This window comes from Olivibacter sp. 47, from assembly GCF_030372825.1.
In the GTDB taxonomy this organism is placed as follows: domain Bacteria; phylum Bacteroidota; class Bacteroidia; order Sphingobacteriales; family Sphingobacteriaceae; genus Olivibacter; species Olivibacter oleidegradans.
Map to the genome: position 1 here is coordinate 776,267 of NZ_JAUCNR010000001.1, position 20,185 is coordinate 796,451.

Annotated in this window: 16 protein-coding genes and 1 tRNA gene; 4 read left to right on the plus strand and 13 right to left on the minus strand. The window is 41.4% G+C overall.

From position 1 onward, the window contains the following. Positions 1–60: 60 nt before the first annotated feature. From QT327_RS03365 to QT327_RS03380, 4 genes are all read right to left on the minus strand, one after another. Complete coding sequence (locus QT327_RS03365) at positions 61–1,206, minus strand: sialidase family protein (protein ID WP_130858486.1); 1,146 nt, start codon at positions 1,204–1,206, stop codon at positions 61–63. Next, entirely contained in the window at positions 1,203–2,165 is a 963-nt protein-coding gene (locus QT327_RS03370; RefSeq protein WP_289552005.1) for a dihydrodipicolinate synthase family protein, read from the minus strand. The genes QT327_RS03365 and QT327_RS03370 overlap by 4 nt, the downstream gene beginning before the upstream one ends. A gap of 70 nt (positions 2,166–2,235) precedes the next feature. Continuing rightward, on the minus strand, positions 2,236–3,498 hold the full coding sequence (locus tag QT327_RS03375; protein ID WP_242627406.1) for a sialidase family protein: 1,263 nt from the start codon (positions 3,496–3,498) through the stop codon (positions 2,236–2,238). 112 nt (positions 3,499–3,610) lie between these two features. Beyond that, positions 3,611–5,047, minus strand: a complete 1,437-nt coding sequence (locus tag QT327_RS03380; RefSeq protein ID WP_289552008.1) for an aminotransferase-like domain-containing protein — start codon at positions 5,045–5,047, stop codon at positions 3,611–3,613. Positions 5,048–5,285: 238 nt separating this feature from the next. Here QT327_RS03380 and QT327_RS03385 point away from each other — a divergent pair, with 238 nt between their 5' ends. The 4 genes from QT327_RS03385 to QT327_RS03400 all read left to right on the plus strand — a co-directional run bounded on the left by QT327_RS03385 (position 5,286) and on the right by QT327_RS03400 (position 9,926). Further along, the gene (locus QT327_RS03385) at positions 5,286–6,248 is read left to right on the plus strand and encodes a ketopantoate reductase family protein (protein WP_013667816.1); all 963 of its coding nucleotides are present in this window, start codon (positions 5,286–5,288) and stop codon (positions 6,246–6,248) included. A gap of 18 nt (positions 6,249–6,266) precedes the next feature. Further along, positions 6,267–7,010 carry an SDR family oxidoreductase gene (locus QT327_RS03390; protein ID WP_130858489.1) on the plus strand — a complete coding sequence of 248 codons (744 nt, stop codon included), beginning with the start codon at positions 6,267–6,269 and terminating at the stop codon, positions 7,008–7,010. A gap of 518 nt (positions 7,011–7,528) precedes the next feature. Continuing rightward, positions 7,529–8,641, plus strand: coding sequence for a helix-turn-helix domain-containing protein (locus QT327_RS03395; protein WP_130858490.1), 1,113 nt, complete (start codon positions 7,529–7,531; stop codon positions 8,639–8,641). A 337-nt stretch (positions 8,642–8,978) separates the two neighbouring features. Next, on the plus strand, positions 8,979–9,926 hold the full coding sequence (locus QT327_RS03400; RefSeq protein ID WP_289552009.1) for a hypothetical protein: 948 nt from the start codon (positions 8,979–8,981) through the stop codon (positions 9,924–9,926). Between the two features lie 85 nt (positions 9,927–10,011). On the opposite strand, the gene QT327_RS03405 is transcribed toward QT327_RS03400, so the two are convergent. The 9 genes from QT327_RS03405 to QT327_RS03445 form a co-directional block, all read right to left on the minus strand. Beyond that, positions 10,012–10,653 (minus strand): DNA alkylation repair protein, encoded by a 642-nt coding sequence (locus QT327_RS03405; protein ID WP_289552010.1) that lies wholly within the window; start codon positions 10,651–10,653, stop codon positions 10,012–10,014. A 224-nt stretch (positions 10,654–10,877) separates the two neighbouring features. Further along, entirely contained in the window at positions 10,878–11,717 is an 840-nt protein-coding gene (locus QT327_RS03410; RefSeq protein WP_165447093.1) for an SRPBCC family protein, read from the minus strand. After that, positions 11,717–12,040, minus strand: a complete 324-nt coding sequence (locus QT327_RS03415; RefSeq protein ID WP_502910520.1) for an ArsR/SmtB family transcription factor — start codon at positions 12,038–12,040, stop codon at positions 11,717–11,719. Before QT327_RS03415 ends, QT327_RS03410 begins: the two co-directional genes overlap by 1 nt. Before the next feature lie 460 nt (positions 12,041–12,500). Beyond that, positions 12,501–12,574: transfer RNA gene (locus QT327_RS03420), tRNA-Pro, on the minus strand. Positions 12,575–12,648: 74 nt separating this feature from the next. Continuing rightward, complete coding sequence (locus QT327_RS03425; RefSeq protein WP_289552012.1) at positions 12,649–13,797, minus strand: glycerate kinase family protein; 1,149 nt, start codon at positions 13,795–13,797, stop codon at positions 12,649–12,651. Between the two features lie 21 nt (positions 13,798–13,818). Continuing rightward, entirely contained in the window at positions 13,819–16,863 is a 3,045-nt protein-coding gene (locus QT327_RS03430; protein WP_289552013.1) for an efflux RND transporter permease subunit, read from the minus strand. A gap of 124 nt (positions 16,864–16,987) precedes the next feature. Further along, entirely contained in the window at positions 16,988–18,031 is a 1,044-nt protein-coding gene (locus QT327_RS03435; protein WP_289552014.1) for an efflux RND transporter periplasmic adaptor subunit, read from the minus strand. Between the two features lie 4 nt (positions 18,032–18,035). Continuing rightward, positions 18,036–19,400, minus strand: a complete 1,365-nt coding sequence (locus QT327_RS03440) for a TolC family protein (RefSeq protein WP_289552016.1) — start codon at positions 19,398–19,400, stop codon at positions 18,036–18,038. 111 nt (positions 19,401–19,511) lie between these two features. Continuing rightward, complete coding sequence (locus QT327_RS03445; RefSeq protein ID WP_289552017.1) at positions 19,512–20,081, minus strand: TetR/AcrR family transcriptional regulator; 570 nt, start codon at positions 20,079–20,081, stop codon at positions 19,512–19,514. Between the last annotated feature and the right edge of the window lie 104 nt (positions 20,082–20,185).

Here is a 20,185-nt window from a genome sequence, read left to right on the forward strand (position 1 = left end):
TAAGTTTTATTTATTTCCAAACAACTCAGTGCACAATTTTCGTTTCACGATAAGTTATTATTATTTATTATCGGTCAGCCAGTCAAGCTTAAAGGTCTTCAACACGATGTTATAGTTCCAGTCTTTTCCCGAATTTGTTTCAAACAAGCAATAAACGGTTCCATCCGCCCCTACCGCAACATCTGAATAGCCGGATGGCCCTTCGTGAATCAGCTTACTAATAGGCCACGTCTGTCCCTCGTCATAGCTGACTTTAGCAGTTAAGTTTTTACGGGGATGTTTTGGAATATCGCGGCTATCAGGATTGAGAAATAGGATACCTTTCTTCCTGTCGGATAACCTAATAATACTAGCCATGCAGATCGGATCGAAAAGTTCTTCATCAAAGACAGGTTTCGACCATCCGCTGATGCCGTCCTTACTATAGCTTACACCACGCAAATGTTTTTCCGAAGTATTTCTGATATTCACCATTACCCTTCCGTCCTTTAATTGAACTGCCATGGTTTCGCTGGGATTTTTAAATTCAGCCGAGTTTTTAGCGATGATTTCACCTCGTTTCCACGTTTTTCCGAGATCATCGCTATAAATGGTTGCAATGCAAGAAGGGGCGTGGCTCCGATGAGGTACCGTCTTAGCAGGATCACTCAACCAAACCGGGACAAGCAATCTGCCATTTTTTAGCTGAATGCTATGTCCGGGGCCAGGTGCTAATACTTTCCAATCATACGCTGGCTTAAAGGCGTCAAAAGTGGCGGTGATATCCATGGCAGGGCTCCAGGTTTCTCCATCATCGGTAGAAAAAGTATAATAAGCTCTTGCGTAATCCCGCTGATAAAGCAGGTGAATTGTCCCCTTACTGTCAACGATAGGCGTGGGATTACTGGTAGGGCCACTTTTCTTGGGAGCAATAACGATTGGGGCTTCCCAAGTGCGCCCTCCATCTTTGCTTCGACGCATCAACAAATCCATTTCTGACCAGTCGCTCGCGGTACCGATCCGACCTTCACAAAAGGCCAATAAGGTGCCTTTTTTACTCATTACGAGCGCAGGAATCCGCGTTGATGCATAGCGTTCATTCGGAGTAAAGACAATACTGCTATCCACAGCCATTCGCTCAGAAGTATGTTGCCCGGCCACACATCCGTAACCAACAATTAAAAAGTTGATCAGTAGATACAGATATTTAAATTTATTCTCTCTCATGGCTTTGTGTTTTGATTTTTTGTGCTTCGTTGCATAAAAACTTCCGGCAAAAGCTCGGCACATCGCTGCTTAACAACGTGTATTTCTTCTTCGGGAATCCAGCGATACGGCCATCGCAAACGGGTACTTATAGGTGTCCATCCACCTACCGCAGCCATAAACTTATCCACCGCTTGGTTAGCATAAGCTTGATCCCGAATATAAGGCACCATGCATTGCTGCATAAATTGTTGAATACGCGATTGCATTTCGAACGGATCACCTGTTTTGTTCACCATATCGTTATACCAGTTTTGGGCAAACGCAGGGTGTAAGCAAGCGACATTAGAATAGGTACCATGGGCCCCTTGGGAGATGCCGGTTGCGAGTTGATGCCCGGGTACAAATACTGAAAACGGAACCGGCAACTCGCTCATCTCCCGATACCACTTCTCGTCTCCTCCCGAAACCTTACATCCCGCCAAGGGAATTCCTGCTAGTAGAATCTCTGCAAAGTCACTCGGTAAAAGTTTCGTTTTCGCATGCGGTGGGTTATACAAAACCAATCTAATCGGATCAGCTTCTTCCGCCAATCGCGTTAAAAAATGGATAATCTCCGCCTGAGACGGCACAAACCAATCCGGCAAAATGACTTGAACGGCAGACGGTTTTAGCAGTTTGGCTCGTTTTAATCGTTCCAAGGATATTTTAGGACTCATATGCGAGCATCCGATCTGAAAAGGCATGGATGCAGCGTTACATTTTGTGGCTAAAATTTCATTTATCTGATCAAATTCGTCTTCAGTTTGATTGTAAAATTCTCCAGCCGTACCATTTGAATAAATTCCGTTCACTCCATGGGCAATTAGCGTGTCTATCTCATCTTCCAATTGTTTAAAATTAATACTTTCGTCATCATCAAGTGGAAGCAACAAAGTTGCCCAATTACCGTAGATCTCATTTGCTTTTAGTGGAACCATTTTGTTTTATCTTCAATTTCCTAACTTTTAGTCTTCGATTATTCATACTCCCAATAAAGCTTCTTTTTAATTACGGTTCCGTGCGGCCATTCAATATCCAGGCTAGGTTAAATTTGTTGAACTCAATAGATTTGTTACTGTTGGCTGAATCGTGTACATTTTCATTATATTCAATCAGCGCACCAATGCAATAATCCGAGGTCTTGACCATGCTCGAGTATCCACCGTAAACCACGGTACTTGTCGTATAATTGCAGTTTCCGCTGTTGTACAAAGCTCTGCTTATTGGCCAGGTCTCTCCATCATCATAGCTGATGCGAACAGTCATATTACAGCGTTGACTTGTGCCGTTTGGATTTAAAAAAATTATTCTATTCGGATCATCCACATTATATCGAAGTATAGAGCCCTCGCACTTCGGATCGGGAAGAGCGGAAACAGCAGAAAAAGAAGAGAAATTTCCGGAAATTGACCCCACAGACTTCCTTCTTGTTTTTGAAATATTCCACTCCGTTGTATTGGGACGATCATTCCGCATTAAACTTCCGTTCATTAGCTCAACGATGGTACTTTCATCCGTACCACCCGGGACAGGTTCATAACTCCAGGTCGCTCCATGATCATCACTATAAATATTTCTTCCGTATGCCGGAACAATTAATCTACCTGGATGATCGTAAACAGTTCTGATACCGATCCCTGGACCAACACAATCCCATTTATAACTCAAAGGAGTTAATGTACCGGTGCGATCTACGGGATCAGACCAATTAGCGCCATGATCATCACTGTATGAAGTATGAATTCTTCTATCACCCCAAGCTTGAAAATCCGACCATTTGGTTTTGAATTCGTCGTTCCATTCTAAAAAGAGCCATATTCTACCGTTTACGCCTACCGAAGGGTCATAAACAGCTGTGGGATTTCCCCAGGTACCATTTCCTTTTCCCACTACCTCTCCTAATGCCGACCAGGTTGTTCCGTTATCCATCGACCTTTTAAATACCACATTGATATCGCCATAGTCGCTTGGACTCCAGCGCCTACCTTCCGCAAAAGCTACCAGCGTTCCATTCTTGGTTTTAATAATAGACGGAATACGGTACGAATGGTAAATCCCTTCACTACCTCCGTTAAAAACAATTATCCGCGTGTTAATTGGTGCTGCTAAGGCTGCATGCTCAGTAAGACTTTGCTCCTGATCAAGACCCGGTAGTTTTTCTCGATCGGCATTTGTTACTTTAGCGCAACTCAATGCGATAGACAAAACAAAACCTAAACCGAGGTATGCCAGATTAATTGGTTTAGTAGTCCACATTTTAACGTTATTCATTTAGATTTATATTTAGCTATTAGTACTTATGTAGTACATATCAAATGTGACAACTATTTTAAATATTTCCAAATTTTTATCGAAAAACTTCCTCGGCTCGCAGAATTGGCTATCACAATTCTCTACAGGCAAGTTCTCCCAACAACTTAAGATCTCTTTCCAATTTCTCATCCCACAATAGTCCGTAGTTTAACCGGAGGCAGTTATCGTATTGGTTTTGTAAGGTGAATATTCTGCCCGGAGCAAAACTAATTTTATATCTCAAACACTTTTCATAAAGAGTGACAGCATCGATAGCCTTGGGTAATTCTACCCAGATAACAAATCCTCCTCGCGGTCTGGTGGCCATTGTCCCCTCAGGGAAATAGTCTGAAATAGCCCTTGAAAATTTCAACATGTTGCCGTGAAGTGTGTGCCTTAGTTTGCGGAGATGACTCTCGTACCGACCGGTTTCGAGAAACCACGCAATAACTTCGTGGGTAACAGACGTGGATGAAATACTATGATAGAGTTTCATTCGCCTTACCTCGTTTTTGAATTTTCCAGGAGCGACCCAACCGACCCGATAGCCCGGGGCAAGCGTTTTCGACACGGAGCTGCACCATAGCACTAACCCACTTTCATCGTAAGTCTTGCATGATTTCGGACGTTGTTGACCAAAATATATATCGCCATTGAGATCATTCTCAATAAGTGGGATGTTATATTTTTCCAAGAGACGTACGGTCTGCTTCTTATTTTCATCCGGCATACAACTGCCTAGCGGATTACTGAAATTGCTGATAAAAAGACATACATTTATTTTGTTTGCCTTCAGTGCATCTTCCAACGCATTTAAATCAATACCATGCTGAGGATCCGAGGGCAATTCTAATACTTTAACACCTAAAACCTGAGCTAGTTGCAGCATTCCAAACGAAATCGGGCTTTCCATCGCCACCGTATCGCCTCTTTTTGTTAATGCCATCATGCAGTAAGATAATGCATTCAAGCAACCGCCGGTTGTGATAATTTCGTCGTGGTTCAAATGCCCCTCCATCGCAAAAGACCATCGGGCAATCTGACGTCGTAATCTTTCATTCCCTTCGATTTTATCATACATTACGCCGCTTCCTTTTAACTCTCTCATCGCCACTGTTAAACCCTTATTGAGTTTTGCAATAGGCAACAATTCATTCGCCGGAATCCCTAAAGCAAGTGCCAAATGGCCATCTTCTCCCAAACCGTCATAAATTTTGCGAACTAATAGCTCGCTGTCGGCATAATGTGCTTCGGCCTCGGGTTTGGTAATTTGAGGAAGCGCCGGGACTTTCGTCTTGGAATAACGCACATAATATCCCGATTGAGGTTTCGTTTCAATCAACATTTTACTTTCCAGATTATAATATGCACTTAATGCCGTATTCTGACTTACTCCATATTCACGGCAAATAGTCCTTAAAGAAGGAAGCTTATCACCTGTTCGTAAAGCACCATTTAAGATTTGTTGCTCAATAACTTTGGCGATCCGTATATACATGAAATCTAATTTCTCTTTAACTTTTTTCATTCGTTATTCATTTAACTGCTACCATCAAAAATAACATATCTGCATCTGCTATCATAAAGATGTTTTATCGAACTTTGTTTATCAAAACGAACGTAAATACGATGGCACACAATGAGATAAAAACAGGTTTTCTTTTCGCAAATCGCGAACTACTTATTCTTGCATTTCCGGGAAATATCCGATCCCGAAAAAACACCTACTATAGTATGTACCGTAAGATCGCCTAAAACCAGCAACAATGGACTCAGTTCAAAAACACATATTTATTATCGGTTCAGGAGCCATCGGCAAAGCGCTCGCCGTTTTCCTTAAACTTGCCGGAAGAAAAGTGACCGTAATCAGAGGAAGGGTAAAAGATGCTTGCACAACAACCAGGCGTATAGGTATTGAAATCCAAAATGGCGTGACCCTCGAAGCCAATGTCAAAATTACAACATTGGATTCGCTTCCAATGATTGATGGCATTGTTGTTCTCTCCAACAAATCGTTTGGGAATGAACAATTGGCGCGTGCACTAAAAGGAAGAACAGGTAACTCCCCTATTGTTCTCTTGCAAAATGGGTTAGGTATAGAGCAGTCCTTTCTAGATCACGGATATCCACAGCTATACCGTTGTGTACTCTTCGTAACTAGTCAGCTAATCAACCAATCTAATATAAGGTTTAAGCCCGTAGACATTTGTCCAATCGGTATTGAACGGGGAAATAAGGCTGATCTGGAAAGGGTTGTCAACCACCTCAATACACCAAATTTTAGGTTCAGAAGCGAACTCCACTTACAGCATATTATTTGGAAGAAAGCTATTATAAATTGCGTTTTCAATTCCATTTGCCCCTTATTGGAAATTGACAATGGTATATTTCATAGAAGTCAGGACGCGCTAAAAATTGCACGCAGAATCATTGTAGAATGTATTAATATTGCTACAGAAAAAGGGATAGCAATTCGTCAGGACGAAGTCGAAACCGGTTTGCTGCAAATAAGTCAGTTGTCTGAAGGACAAGCGATATCGACTTTACAGGATATTCGAAACAAAAGAAGAACGGAAATAGAAACGCTGAATCATGAAATAGTACGGATAGCGGAGCAGATGCATCAGCAGGACAGCGTTCGTGAAACCAGATTGTTGGGCGAGCTTATCAAGCTCAAATCAGAGCTTACCCAAAACATTATAGATACGGAAGTAATTGGCAAATTATAAAGGAAAGAAAGTATTACTATGAAAACAATACTAATAACAGGTGCAAGTAGAGGAATTGGCGCTGCGACAGCGCTTCTTGCCGCCCGAAATGGTTATGCAGTAGCAGTTAATTACCAAAAAAATCATAAGGCAGCGAATGAGGTTGTCAACCAAATTCTTTCCATGGGAGGCGAAGCCATTGCAATTCAGGCCGACGTTTCTAAAGAAGATGAAATCCTTCATTTGTTTTCCGTAATTGATAGCCGGTTTGGAAATCTCCATTGCCTCGTTAACAATGCAGGCATACTGGAACATCAGATGAAGCTTGTCGATATGGATTATGCCAGGTTACAGCGGATGTTCAAAGCCAACATCCTTGGTTCGTTTCTTTGTTGTAAGGAAGCGATTAAACGTATGTCTACAAAATTAGGTGGCAAAGGCGGCACCATTGTTAATGTTTCATCCATTGCTTCCAGAACCGGTGCACCTTTTGAGTATATTGATTATGCAGCCACTAAAGGAGCGTTGGATAGCCTTACGATCGGATTGTCTAAAGAGGTGGCGGACGAGGGTATTCGGGTAAATGCCGTTCGTCCTGCATTTATCTATACCGATATACATGCCGATGGCGGGGAACCTGATAGAATTAATCGACTAAAAGAAGGCATACCATTGAAAAGAGGTGGTTTGACAGAAGAAGTAGCTGAAGCTATTTTATGGCTTGCGTCAGAAAAATCTTCGTATTCTACAGGCATTTTCATCGATGTCACCGGAGGCAAATAGATGAATTTTAACCACTTAAAAGATAAAACATAAAGAAAAAACACCTATTTATAAACCGTATCAAAACCTCATGACAAGGTGCTTGTAAAATTGATGGGACATACTCGCCCGAGTAAATTCCGCTCCCATACAAGACGATCCAAGATGATTTTTATCAAGCGCTAAACACTGCATATCGCCCTAATGGTTTTTCATTGAACCTCGCATTTTTAGTTCGGTTGGATAACATCGAACTGTACAAAATAAAGACCTATGTACTTTGGTAAAAACAACAGTTATGACCAAGTGTAGCATCTTATTTTTGGGAATACCTCCTATCGCGATATCAAGCAGTATCGCTAAAGCACAGCATTATGATTGCGAAATGCCTGCGTTAAACCGGTTGATGACCAAGATGGCTTGTGTCATACAGAAAGAGCACATGCCAGGATTAACAATTGGGCTATGCCGATCTGGAATATGTAATTCATACTTTCACGCAAATACCATAAATTTACGAAAACAGTCCAAAATATCTAATGTCTGAAATAAATACCTTAGCTGCTTTTTATGCCTTTTCGGGCGGAGCATTATGGCTATTAGGATCCCTGCTCTTTATTGGATTTGATAAAGTAAATACCCAAGCCAACCGATGGCTTGGGGCATTCTATTTTATTCTGGCATGCAGTTTTACGCAACTTTTTCTAGAAGAATTTGAAATAGGTGGCAGTTTCCTTATTCATCTGCTCGAGCTACCAAGATGGGCGATGCTTCCCTGTCTATATATGGCAGTAACCGGCTACGTGTCCCCATCTTTACCAAAAAAAGATAAGCTTCTCCACTTCGTTCCTTTTTTGCTTTTCCTTGTATTTTCTTTGGTGTACTTAATGCCAAAATTCTTTAATGGGCAATACCATCTGCCGATATTACCTCCGTGGATCGGCTTTATCGTTCGATATTTTTCTTTTGGCCAGATGGTTTATTATTGGATCGTCTGTTTCTTGTTGCTCCGTCGTCACCAAAAGAATATAAAACGAGTTTCTTCTTTTACCGATAAAATAGATCTGGAATGGCTAAGATATCTATTGATTTCCGTGTTAGTTTTGATTTTTATCCGCATACTGAGCATATCCAGCATTCACGTAACTTATTACTCCCCAATCCTTTATTTTTTAGGAATAATTCTTTTGGCCTATTCAACGCTGTCTCAGAAATCAATTTATGCTATCGAGGCATATCAACCGCCGGAAAAAGACGGAATTGCACCCCAGAAAGTGTTAAATGAACGGCTTACCGCAGAACAAGTGGAGGAGCTCAAATCCATCGTTACGAGAAAAACAGACAGTGAAAAGTTGTACCTCGATCCAAGTTTGACACTTTCAGTGCTTTCCGGTAAAATTGGCATCAGCACCCATGAACTCTCTTATGTTCTCAATAACGGGCTTGGTAAGAGCTTTTATCAGTTTATAAATGAGTTACGGACCGAGGAAGCAAAATCTTTACTCTTATCAGAAGACACCAAGCATTTAGATATGCTCGGTGTTGCTATCAGAGCTGGTTTTAATTCCAAAACTACATTTTATACCACCTTTAAAAAAGCGACTAAGCTCACACCTAAAGAATACATTAAAGCAAATTCAAAGACTAGTTGACAGCAATTCCGTTCATTTGCATCCATCCGAACTTCTTCTAATCACTGAATGGTTATCATTGCATCATAAGATAATTACGAAATACGCATGTTCGAAAAACACAAGCGCATGCGTATTCCATATGATCATTAAAAAATAAATCATAATCGGATGAATCCAATGAACAAGTCTGCAATCGCTCCAAAAGATTCGTGTGGTCATCGGCAGCATTTTATTCGGAAACGTATTTCTTGCAATAAGCTGTTTTGCACAGCCCCCCGGCCGTACATTGCCTTCCCACTTATTTTTTTATTGAATGATAACGAAGCGACACAGGTCTCATGTTTCGAGACGATGTATGGATCAAAGCAAAATAGAAGGTTATGATATGGAAGATTTTAATCGAATTTTCGTCATTTGGTATATATTAGTCGTTTGGACAGCTGATGGAATAGCACAGCAAGTGACGGACGAAAGCTTTAATTATTCGGTTTCCATCCCTATGTACGGGGTAGGAAATGGCCCCGTAATATTATTTGATGAAGCCCATAATAATGCGTCGACATTGAAGGGGACCTATGCCGCCTTTGGTAAACTGCTAACAAGTGACGGTTATCAGGTAGTAAGCAGTAAAGAAAAGGTGACTCTAGAACTTTTAAAAAAAGCCAAGATCTATGTAAGCGTCAATGCGATGTATGATATGGAAGACTGGGATTTACCGGCGAGGTCGGCCTTTTCCCAAGACGAAATAAATGAACTCTGCCATTGGGTGGCCAATGGGGGAAGCTTATTTCTTGTAACGGATCATATGCCCTGCGGTGCCTCGGTCAATGAACTAGCAGGAAGATTTGGAATCAACATACTAAATGGCTTCGCTATTCGAAAGGATGGTCGGCCAGAGATATTTTCAAAAGAAAAAAAAACACTTATTTTAAATGAGATTACCAATCGTCCCGGTAAAAAAATCGATAGCATTATGTGCTGGGGTGGAACGGGATTTATTGTTCCGACCCATGCCCATGTAATTTCTGTATTGGGCGACGATTACCGCATCTACCTCCCTAGCTATGTTTCCCAAATAAGAAAAAGATTATCAGACACTATTCCTTATATTTCCGGAAGAGGGTTAGTGAATGGCGCATATTTAGAATTTGGTAAAGGAAGAATTGTCATATTCGGTGACGGGGCACCTTTTTCAGCGCAGCTCCAAGGTGTCAAAAGTGAGAAAAGAGGCATGAATCATCCCGCAGCAACACAGAATGCCCAATTTCTGCTTAATATTATACACTGGTTAGACAGGAAATAATAAATGTAAAAACAGCTATTTCCAGTGCGGGTTTTGGCAACTTTTGTTAGCCCGCTATTTGCTCATCCATCTATATGCTACTCCTTTATTTTTTCAGCTTAGCTACTTGTATGGCTATTAATTTGGGCAAATAATTAGGTGTACAATTTTTAGCAACTATTTCATCTTTATACAGCCCTGTACGTTCTCCCAGTCCAACACATCTCGGACGATACTTCTCTTCAAAAATTCCGATTTGAGCCGTCGTGAAATTCATTGCCCATTGGACTTCAGGCACTTCTTTTTCGATACGTGCTTCAATTTTAGAAAGTAATTCTTCACTATTTGACGGTGGTGTTTGTCCAACCCAACGTAAACGAGCTTGGTAATACCAAAAAATTCGTCTTTGTAGTGAAGATTGACTGTTTTCCCAAGTTTCCATTAATGAAATAGTCTTTTTGTCTTTTGAAAGTTGGTTTGCCATTAACCAGTCTATTAGTTGAAGTCTTTCATCTTCATGATGTTGCTTCATGTCGTTATCCAAATTGTCAATGAGTTTTTGCGAGAGTTGCTTTTTGTCCATAATCAAAATTGCCAACTGTCGGGGTAAAAATTGGCCTGTTGACCAAAGCTCCAAAGCCAATTCGTGGTCTTTTTTTATCTCACCCGCAATTTTTCGTAGGTCTCCCAGCTTAGTTTTAGCATTGATCTGAGCCAAGATGTTTTTCGCTTGTGAAGAGAGTTCCATATCAATCTTTTTGTTTTCGGAGAAATAAACAATTTCTGACCTTGAATAACCGTCCGCTTACCTTGTTGTTCTCGATTCAGGAAAATATTTCTTTGTGTTTGTTTCGGTTGTATTTTCCATCTTAATTAGCCTTGTTTCCAAAGCTAAAAAATCCAATAAGAAAGGTGACGATAATCCCAATTATATACCCTAAATAATCCATACAGTAAGCTTGAATTTTTGTTTTATTCTTTTTCGGAGAGTTCCTTGATAATGTTTATCGCATCATCCCACATTTTCTGATGAAACGGGATATCGCTTTTTGCCATTTTACCAACTTCAATGGAAAGTATGTATCCGTCTTTATCAGGAACGATACGATACTTCTCATAGTAATCGCCTAATGCGGTTTTGGGTTTCTGTTCCACATCATCATAGTAATGCAGTTGTAAATATTCTTCCGGTCTATGAACTTCTACTACTCCAGTTGCACCGATATTGTTTTCTGCATCTCTCCAAATAATTAGCGAGCCTTCATTCCAATCTGTTTCTGCAATCGCACCTCCACCAAATGCTGTTCCCCATTGATTATTAGGATTAAGAACAATATCCCAAATATTTTTCAGACTTGCCCGAATGCGAATTGACTTGTTAAAGCTGTCTGTTTCCACAAAATTGCGAAGCGATTGCCCAAGGATACTTTCCCAACCCTCATTGAAATCTGCTTTTTCGAAGTCAGGATGCGACAGAAAGCTGTCCGTACCTGAATGGGTCAGTTTCAAACGGGTTTTGTTCTCGTCTTCACTAAACAACTCAAATGTTACTAATGATTGTCCCTCATAACCCTCATAGCTCCAAGTATAAGCAATTTTTGTTATTGGCTTAGCTTCCACAACCTTACACTTGTGCAAATATATTTTCCCCTCGTTTTCTGCAGAAAATTGAAACTCAAATCCAACTTCTGCTTTGAAGTCGGATACGTCAAAATACCACTGTTTCATTTGGTCTTTATTCGTAAGAGCTTCCCAAACTTTTTCAATCGTGGCTTCGTAAATACGTTCGATTACTACTATTTTCTTGTTCATTATTTTGATTTTTTATTGTTGTTAAGAAATTTGCCCAATGCGTCCAATTTGCTTTCCCAAAACTGTTTGTACTGTGATACCCATTCGTTTATTTCGTTCAGTTTTTCCAATTTTGCTTCGCAAATCCGTTCACGTCCTTGTTGCTTCATATTTAGCAAACCACATTCTGCTAATATTTTTAAATGGAGTGATATGGCTTGCCGACTTACATCAAACTGTTCAGCAATGGTGTTGACATTGACAGGTTCTTTTGCAATCATACCGATAATAGCTCTCCGTGTCGGGTCTGCAATAGCTTGAAATACATCTCTTCGTGCCTCCATAATATGCAAGTATTTGCTTGCAAATATAAAAGCAAGCATTTACTTGCGCAATTTTTTTTATACTTAATTTCAATTAATACCGTGGAAGCATAACTTATTAGCCATTAACGGATAGCAATAAATCGAGCAATATGCTTACGTGCTCGACAACCATTCCATTGACAGAAGTTGGGTATAGGAAGGGTAGCAGGATTACTTCGCAGCACTCGGTGATCCTGTAGGTGAGGGTGACAGACAAAAAGCTCCGCACTACGTGCTTGGCTTTTGTTGTTTACTGATTGAACTGGTGAACTCGGCTCCCGCTGGATTACCTCGCTGCGCTCGGTGATCCTGTAGGTGAGGATGACAGACAAAAAGCTCCGCACTACGTGCTTGGCTTTTGTTGTTACAACTCGCTCAAGCAAGCTTGGCTCGTTGTAAAACAACAAAAGCCCTTGCTTTCGCAAGAGCTTTTTGTCTGTCGGGGTGGCAGGATTCGAACCTACGACCTCCACATCCCAAATGTGGCGCGATACCGGGCTACGCTACACCCCGATCTTTCCATTTAACAATCGTATTCTTTTGTAAACGGAGTGCAAATATAGAATTTGTTTTCTAATAAATAAAATTTATTTAACAGTTTTTTTTGATGCAAATTGCAGGAACTTTCCTATCAATTTGCCGGTGCGTTCTAGGTTTTCAGCAGTACATTTTTTTAGTTCCTCAAGGGACACTGCTCCATGCCCCGTTGGAATTAAGATATCAAAATAAGCGTCCATTTGTTCATTCGTTTGCAGGGGGACGTTACCGGCTACTCCGATGACAGGTAGTCCCAAGGCTTTCGCCCTATATGCCACACCGAAAGGGCCTTTTCCATCTAATGTTTGTAAGTCAATAGCCCCCTCTCCTGTTATCAGCAAATCGGCTTTGGTGAGCTTTTTATCGAAGTCCGTCACTTTCAAGAAATAATCAATCCCATTCAATAGCTCGGCATCCAACATAGCCCACAATCCCGCAGCCACCCCACCTGCTGCACCACCTCCTATTAACCGACCGGCATCTTTCTTTAGCTGAGTTGTCCAGATACAATTCAAATGCTCTAAAAAATCGTCCAATATCTCCTGTTGTTCCACGGAAGCACCTTTTTGTGGTCCAAATACAAAAGCGGCCCCCTTGCTCCCTAGCAGCTTGTTTTTTACATCTGTTAAAACAGTAAACCGGCAGTATTCAATTCGCTTATCTAATCCCGACAAATCAATTCTTTCAAGTTTCAAAAGTCCCAATGGAGATACCTTTAGCTCCTCTCCCTTTTTATCTAGAAACTTGGCGCCCATTGCGCTTAATATACCACAAGCTCCATCCACGGTTGCCGAACCTCCTACACCTAAAATAACATATCTTGCACCCCTGACTAGAGCATCCTTTATCATAAGTCCGGTTCCCTGACTGGTTGCCTTCATGGGATTTAGTTCATTGTCGGCTAGCAATCGTATCCCCGATGCATCGGCCATTTCAATGTACGCAGTAGCAGTCTTCTGATCATAGCCGTAATTGGCCTTGATTGGCCTACCTAAAGGATCAATTGTATTGACTTCAACAGTATTCAGACACAGATGTTTGATCAACAACTTCATGGTGCCATCGCCCCCGTCTCCAATTGGAAAACAGCTAAGGGAACATATCAGCCCACTCTCTTTCAGGCCTTCAGCCAATGCAATGGCTGCTTGATCGGCCGCCAAGCTATTCTTAAACGCATTAGGTGCTATGAGTATCTGCATAACTATTCTTTTGCCAGGCTGTTAATCAATTCGTGGCGGCATGAGTTTATATACGACCGGTGTTATGATCCGCGACAGAAGGGTCGAGCTAATTAATCCGCCTATCATAACAATAGCCAAAGGCGAAATGAGGGGATTACTCGACCAAGCAATCGGTAGCAAACCGCCAATGGCTGTCAGTGTCGTTAGAATGATAGGTAAAAATCTTATTTCACCTGCCTTCTCAATTGCCTCATTCAATTCCATACCTTCACGCCTGAGTTGATTGGTAAAATCCACCAGCAAAATTGTGTTCTTGACCTCTATGCCTGCTAACGCCACAATACCGATCGTGGCTACAAAGGATAACGTGTTACCGGTGACCAGCAACGCCAGTACCGCCCCGACGATACCTAATGGAATGACTGAAAGAACAATAAGCGTACTCTTGAAGGTCTTGAATTCTAATACGAGTACCGCAATAAAGAGAAAAACAGTAACCATAATGACGGTTCCAAACCCACCGAATGACTCTTGTCTACTTTCTACTTCACCACCCATTTCGTAGTGGTAACCGGTCGGTAGCTTCATACTATCCATCTTCTTAATTACCTCATTGATAACCCGGTCATTTAAATACCCTTTCTTAACAAACGCATTAACCGAAATCGTTCGTATCTTGTTGATGTGATTTATGCTGACAGGCGACGACTCAAAGCCGACTTCGGCTAATTGCTTTAATGGTATAGCTACGCCTTGTACATTGTTTACGTAAAGATTATTTAGTACCGATAAATCCGGATAAGCCGCTCTTGGCACGCTAAGGCGTATACGGTAGTCGTCATCGTCTGATGCAGGATTTGTATAAGTAGCTAAATCGATACCTGCCAACGCCATACGAATTGTTCTATCGATGGAAACACTAGGCACGCCAAGACTTAGTGCTTTTTCCTTGTTAATGCTTAAACGAATATCGGTTTTATAGTTCTTAACGGGGTTATTCACATAAATGGTCCCTTCTGTTTCTTTTAAAGTTTGTTCAACATGAGCGGCCAACGATCGTAAAGTGTCTAAATTTTCACCAAACAAACGAACTTCAACCGGTGATATAATGGGCACGCCTTGCTCAAAATCTTTTACTTCTACCTTAGCGCCCGGGTACGGCGTCCACGCATCTCTTAACCTTTCGATAATGGCGACCTTTTCATCTGATTTAACGTCACTCCTAAGTTGAACGAAAATTTCAGCAAAGTCGGTGCGCTGATTTTGTTGGGCAACGTTATAGTAAATACGTGGGTTACCTTTGCCCACATTCGCTGTATAATACTGCACCTGAGGAATCGATTTTAATTCTCGTTCTATTTGTCTGGTAATGCTATCGGTATAAAATATACTTGCTTGCTGTGGTGCAGAAATATCAATTAAAAATTGTGGCTTCTCCGATGCCGGGAACAAACTGAAGCCAATGACAGGAATCAAACCCAGCGAACCAATGAAAATGATGCCTGCCACCAATATCGCGATCCACGGTTTTTTAAGCGCCTTATCCAGCAAGACGGCATAGGTTCCGTGAATAATCCGTTGAAAAGCCCTTAATACAGCATTTCCTTCCGGGTTCTCATGCGCTTTCAACAAACGACTTGATAGAAAGGGCACAACCGTCAGCGCAATAATCATCGAGGCAATGACGGTGCTGATAACGGCTACCGGCAAACTTCTAATGAAATCACCGGAAGCTTCCGGCATAAACATTAATGGCATAAAGGCAATGACCAGCGTTGCCGTACAACCCAGAACCGCCATAGCAATTTGCCCTGTTCCTTTTATCGCAGCATCAAGCCTTGAATGTCCTTCCCGCAGCCATCGTTCTATGTTTTCAACCACAACGATGCTGTCGTCCACCAAAAGTCCCAGTGCAACAACAAAACCAACGATACTTAATTGGTTTAAACTGAAACCAAAAATATGTAAGAGCACTAAACCGATGGAAAGAGAAAGAGGTATCGCTATCATCACGACCATGGAAGCCCGATTTCCTAGTGGCAATAAGGTAATTAAAACCAATGAAACAGCAATTAAAAAATCAATACCCAAACCGCTCAAGCGATGATTAACATTCTCCGCCTGATCAAAGTGCAGCACCAAATCCATGTTTTTTGGCAAGCTTTGCTTAAATTTTTCAATAACAGGCAAATAAGCCTCTTGCGTTTTGCTTATATTTTCACCGGATTTCTGTGCCGCATTAATTAACAAGCAACGGTAACCATTTAGGCGGGTAATGTGGTCATCAGGTGCAAAGTCGGGATAAACTTCCGCAACATCCTTTAACAATACATTCTTCCCTTCGCTACTAAATACAATCGTATTCCCAATCTCATCGATACTTTGGTAGTTACCGCTGGTTTTGACACTGAAGGACTTCCCCCCGCCCAATATGCTACCGCCCGGAATATTAGCGGCTTCACTTTGAACCGCTTCCATCACCGTGTTAAGTGGGATATGCATCTGCGCCAAACGATCGGGGTGGACATCTATGCGCACCAGCTGCTCGGGCAAACCACTTATTTTCACTTCTTTGAGTGACGAAATCTTCTCCAATTCATCTTGTAGATTTTCCGCTACTTTCTTTAATGCCTTTCGGGATGCATTTTGGGATATTAACGCCAACTGAACAACATTTACCCCGCTGGGTTCCACCTTCTGAATGTCTATATTATAAATATCTTGAGGCAACTCTGCGCGTAATGCGCCGATTTCCCGCACCAGCTCCTGATATTTACTATCGTAATCACTTTCAAACTTATACTCCACCGTTAATACAGCGAGCCCATTTAAAATGGTAGTTTTAATCCGCTTAATATCATCCAAGCCATATATCTTCGTTTCCATTGGCTTAACCACCAGTTCCTCCATATCTTTTGGACTTGTCCCGGGATATACCACTACCACCGGAAACATAGGCGTTTGCATTTCCGGATCTTCTGCCCTGGGCATGCTTAACATAGTGCTTATGCCCACTACTACCACCATGATGACCATAATCAAGGTGAACTGGCTGTTCTTTATTGCATACGATGAAAGGTTCATTTTTTTTAGCTTTCAGCAGTCAGCAATCAGCTTTCTGCTACTTAACGAATTCCTGCTCTACTACTTAACTACTTAACCACTTAACCACTCAACTACTTAACGACTTAACCACTCAACTACTTACCTACTTAACCACTTTAATTGGCGACCCATCTGTTAAATAGGCACTTCCTGAAATAATCAACGATGGGGTGTTTTCCAATCCCGCTGAGATTGACACCGTATTTTGTTGAATAGCATCCACCTTTACCTCAACCTGCCTAGCTGTTTTTCCGTCATTCGTAACGAAAACAAAAGCCTTTCCGGCATCGCCATCTAAAATAGCGTCGTAGGGTATTTGCCAATGAGACGCATCTTCCTTCGTCTGTATGACAGCTTGGGCAAACATACCCGCACCGATTTTTTTGCCGTAATCACCCGGAAGAAGTTTAAGCATAATGGTGAATACACCGGAAGCGGGGTCGATCCCTTCCGATTTTTTATAAACCAGCGCTGCCACCTTGTTCCCAAGCACTTCGGAAGAGATAATAGCAGAATCACCAACCGCTATACGCGACCACTGTTGATCACTCACACCTACTTTCAACTGCCAATCGCTGCCCCCCGTCCTATTCAACTGAAGCACAGGACTTCCCGGACCCACAACTTGCCCGTCATTCACAAAGCGTTTCAGCACATAACCTGCTGAAGCCGCCCTAATCTCAGTTTGATTTCGATTATAATTGGCTGCCCGCAATTGCTCTTGAGCAATTCGAAGGGCAGTTTCGGCATTCTGTAACTGTTCAAGGGTGGCTACACTATCTTTGAATAAGGCTTGGGCCCGCTGAAAATCACGTTGTGCTTTTTCCTCAGAAAGCTTAGCCTGTCCGACACTCGCAGCAACCTCTGTCGGATTCAGCGTTGCCAACAATTGACCGGTTTGTACGGCATCACCCTCTTTCACATATATCTTACTAACTACGCCACCATTTTTAAAAGAAAGAATCGCTTCGTTGTCGGTTGTAAAAACGCCGGATGTCTTGATTTGCTGTCCCACCGATTTCTGAGATAATGTTAATAATTTTACGGGTATCGTATCCTCACGGAGCCCATCGGCCGATCGATCGCTGGTGCTTTTACAGGAAACAAAAGCAACCAGAAGTACTAATAGAGAACCAAATCTATTCATAATCTTATTTTTTTAATGGATAAGTGGCTGTTTCCCTTTCCAACTCCGCGGCAGCCAACAAGACGTTATATTTATTAATGAGTGTAGATAATTGAGCAGTGGTTAATTGATTTCTTGCGTCAATTGTTTCAATGTATGTATTAGAACCTACTTTATACCCCTTTTCAATCAGCCGTTGATAAGACGCGGCAGCCTCTAATTGTTTTAAAGAAGAGTGATAATTCTGCCACGCGGCAATCAGATTGTTCTTCGCGATCCTCGAGCTCACTTCCAGTTGTTGCTGCACATGCGCTCTATTAAGAGATGCGTCAGCCAACTCTAATTGCGACTGCTTGATTTTTATGCGGTTTCTATTACCGGTATATATAGGCAAATCAAATTGCAAACCAACCATCAAATAACGCGATTGATCGTTGAAACGCATTTGTTCCGCTTGTGAGCCCAAATCCAAAAATCCGCTGATCTTAGGAATGGAAAACTTTTTGTTCATCTTAATGACATTTTCATTGATAGCTATCACTTGTTGAAGTGATTTCAACTCCTCACGTGACTGAATATCAGGATCTGCCTGTAACAGAACAGTTGCTTTTTCCAAGGCCGCATCAGCATTATACAGAGTATCTATGAATGTCTCTCCTTTTCTGTTGAGTAATGCGTTAAAATATAACCGAGCGTTTATTTGTTGTTGCTCCGCCTGGGTAACCTGCGATCTTACCTGCTCGATTTCGCTGTTAGCGCGAAGCACATAGGCCGGTAGTCCTTTACCGTTTGCCAATAGACGTTCGTTAACCCGCTTGGATTCCTCAGCCAGTTTTAATGCCGATTCATATATTTTTACAGCTTGGTGTGCATTTAAAAAGTTGAAATAGGCCGACTTAATATTTTTCACCAATTCACGCTCGTAAGTCTGCACCTCAAATTCTTGTAAATGAACCTGTTGCTCATTAATCCGTTTATTGTATCCAATATCCGTATTAATAATGGGTACCGTCGTTCTAATCCGAGCGTCATAATAGTTCTTTGGCAAAAAATTGATCGATTCGTTCTGCAGCTGAGGAAAGTTTTGAGAATTTGTCAATTGATTCAAGGTCGTATATACCGGGTTCATCAAATCACCTAAAGGCAATAATATATTTCGACCTCCCGAGGCCGTGCTATAAGTTGCCTGAAGAGCAACGCTTGGCTGGTACATACTCTTTGCTGTCTGGAGAGCCAACATCGCCTTATCCAAGGAAATGTTTTTTTTCTTGAGCACTAAATTGTTATGTCTTCCCTCCTCGATATAAGCATCTAGCGTACTGATTTGCGCCCTCGACAAGAAGGGGATCAGTAACACTAAACAACAAGTTATTATAAACAGTGTTTTCATTATTAACAGTGTTCTTTAATGAATAAAAAAATTAACCTTTTATCTGTTCCAAAAATTTAATATAACTATCAAAAGCGCAATCAAGAATTTGAGTCCCCTCCTTTAGCTCAATCAAATGCTTCTCAACGACATGGGTGATATGCCCGTGCATATTAAGCGCACACAAGCCGTGCACGTCGACCAAACCAACAAGGAAAACATTTTAGTGTCATGTCCCTTAAAATAACCGGATCGTTGACATTCAGCGATGGTGTAAACCAGAAAGTTAAAAGCCTCTACACCATCGTCCCACTGCTCTGCCTCGCTACCGCAAATTTTCTGAAGATATTCCAAAGGCTCCTTCATGATAAACATAAGCTCATAAAATTCACGATTTTCCATGGAAAACTGCAAATAGGTTCGCCCCATCGCTTTCAAGCGCTCAAATGGGTCATCCACGTTACTAAGGGCAGAAAATTTAGTGCGCAACACCTTGAATCCTTCCTTCTGTAACGTATAGATAATATCGTTTTTATCTTTATAATAAAGATAAATGGTAGTCGGACTGAACTCAATGGCTGATGCTATTTTCCGGATAGAAGTAGCTTCATAACCTTCTTTCAAAAACAGCACTTTCGCAGCGTCCAAAATACGCTGACGCAAATCTTCTTTATGCCTCTCTTTGCGTTCCTTTATTCCCATTTTTTATACCTCAAGCAAATAACACAGCAAACATAGTTAACAGTGTTAATATTTCCAAATTTATTTTGTAATCAGCTCTTAGATGTTAGTCAAGAGGTGTCATT

Coding starts and splice junctions, on each gene's coding strand:
- QT327_RS03365 (WP_130858486.1), bottom strand. CDS start 1,206: ATGAGAGAGAATAAATTTAAATATCTGTATCTACTGATCAACTTTTTA.
- QT327_RS03405 (WP_289552010.1), bottom strand. CDS start 10,653: ATGGAACTCTCTTCACAAGCGAAAAACATCTTGGCTCAGATCAATGCT.
- QT327_RS03435 (WP_289552014.1), bottom strand. CDS start 18,031: ATGAATAGATTTGGTTCTCTATTAGTACTTCTGGTTGCTTTTGTTTCC.
- QT327_RS03415 (WP_502910520.1), bottom strand. CDS start 12,040: ATGGAGGCACGAAGAGATGTATTTCAAGCTATTGCAGACCCGACACGG.
- QT327_RS03385 (WP_013667816.1), top strand. CDS start 5,286: ATGGACTCAGTTCAAAAACACATATTTATTATCGGTTCAGGAGCCATC.
- QT327_RS03390 (WP_130858489.1), top strand. CDS start 6,267: ATGAAAACAATACTAATAACAGGTGCAAGTAGAGGAATTGGCGCTGCG.
- QT327_RS03440 (WP_289552016.1), bottom strand. CDS start 19,400: ATGAAAACACTGTTTATAATAACTTGTTGTTTAGTGTTACTGATCCCC.
- QT327_RS03380 (WP_289552008.1), bottom strand. CDS start 5,047: ATGAAAAAAGTTAAAGAGAAATTAGATTTCATGTATATACGGATCGCC.
- QT327_RS03370 (WP_289552005.1), bottom strand. CDS start 2,165: ATGGTTCCACTAAAAGCAAATGAGATCTACGGTAATTGGGCAACTTTG.
- QT327_RS03430 (WP_289552013.1), bottom strand. CDS start 16,863: ATGAACCTTTCATCGTATGCAATAAAGAACAGCCAGTTCACCTTGATT.
- QT327_RS03425 (WP_289552012.1), bottom strand. CDS start 13,797: ATGCAGATACTCATAGCACCTAATGCGTTTAAGAATAGCTTGGCGGCC.
- QT327_RS03395 (WP_130858490.1), top strand. CDS start 7,529: ATGTCTGAAATAAATACCTTAGCTGCTTTTTATGCCTTTTCGGGCGGA.
- QT327_RS03400 (WP_289552009.1), top strand. CDS start 8,979: ATGGATCAAAGCAAAATAGAAGGTTATGATATGGAAGATTTTAATCGA.
- QT327_RS03410 (WP_165447093.1), bottom strand. CDS start 11,717: ATGAACAAGAAAATAGTAGTAATCGAACGTATTTACGAAGCCACGATT.
- QT327_RS03445 (WP_289552017.1), bottom strand. CDS start 20,081: ATGGGAATAAAGGAACGCAAAGAGAGGCATAAAGAAGATTTGCGTCAG.
- QT327_RS03375 (WP_242627406.1), bottom strand. CDS start 3,498: ATGAATAACGTTAAAATGTGGACTACTAAACCAATTAATCTGGCATAC.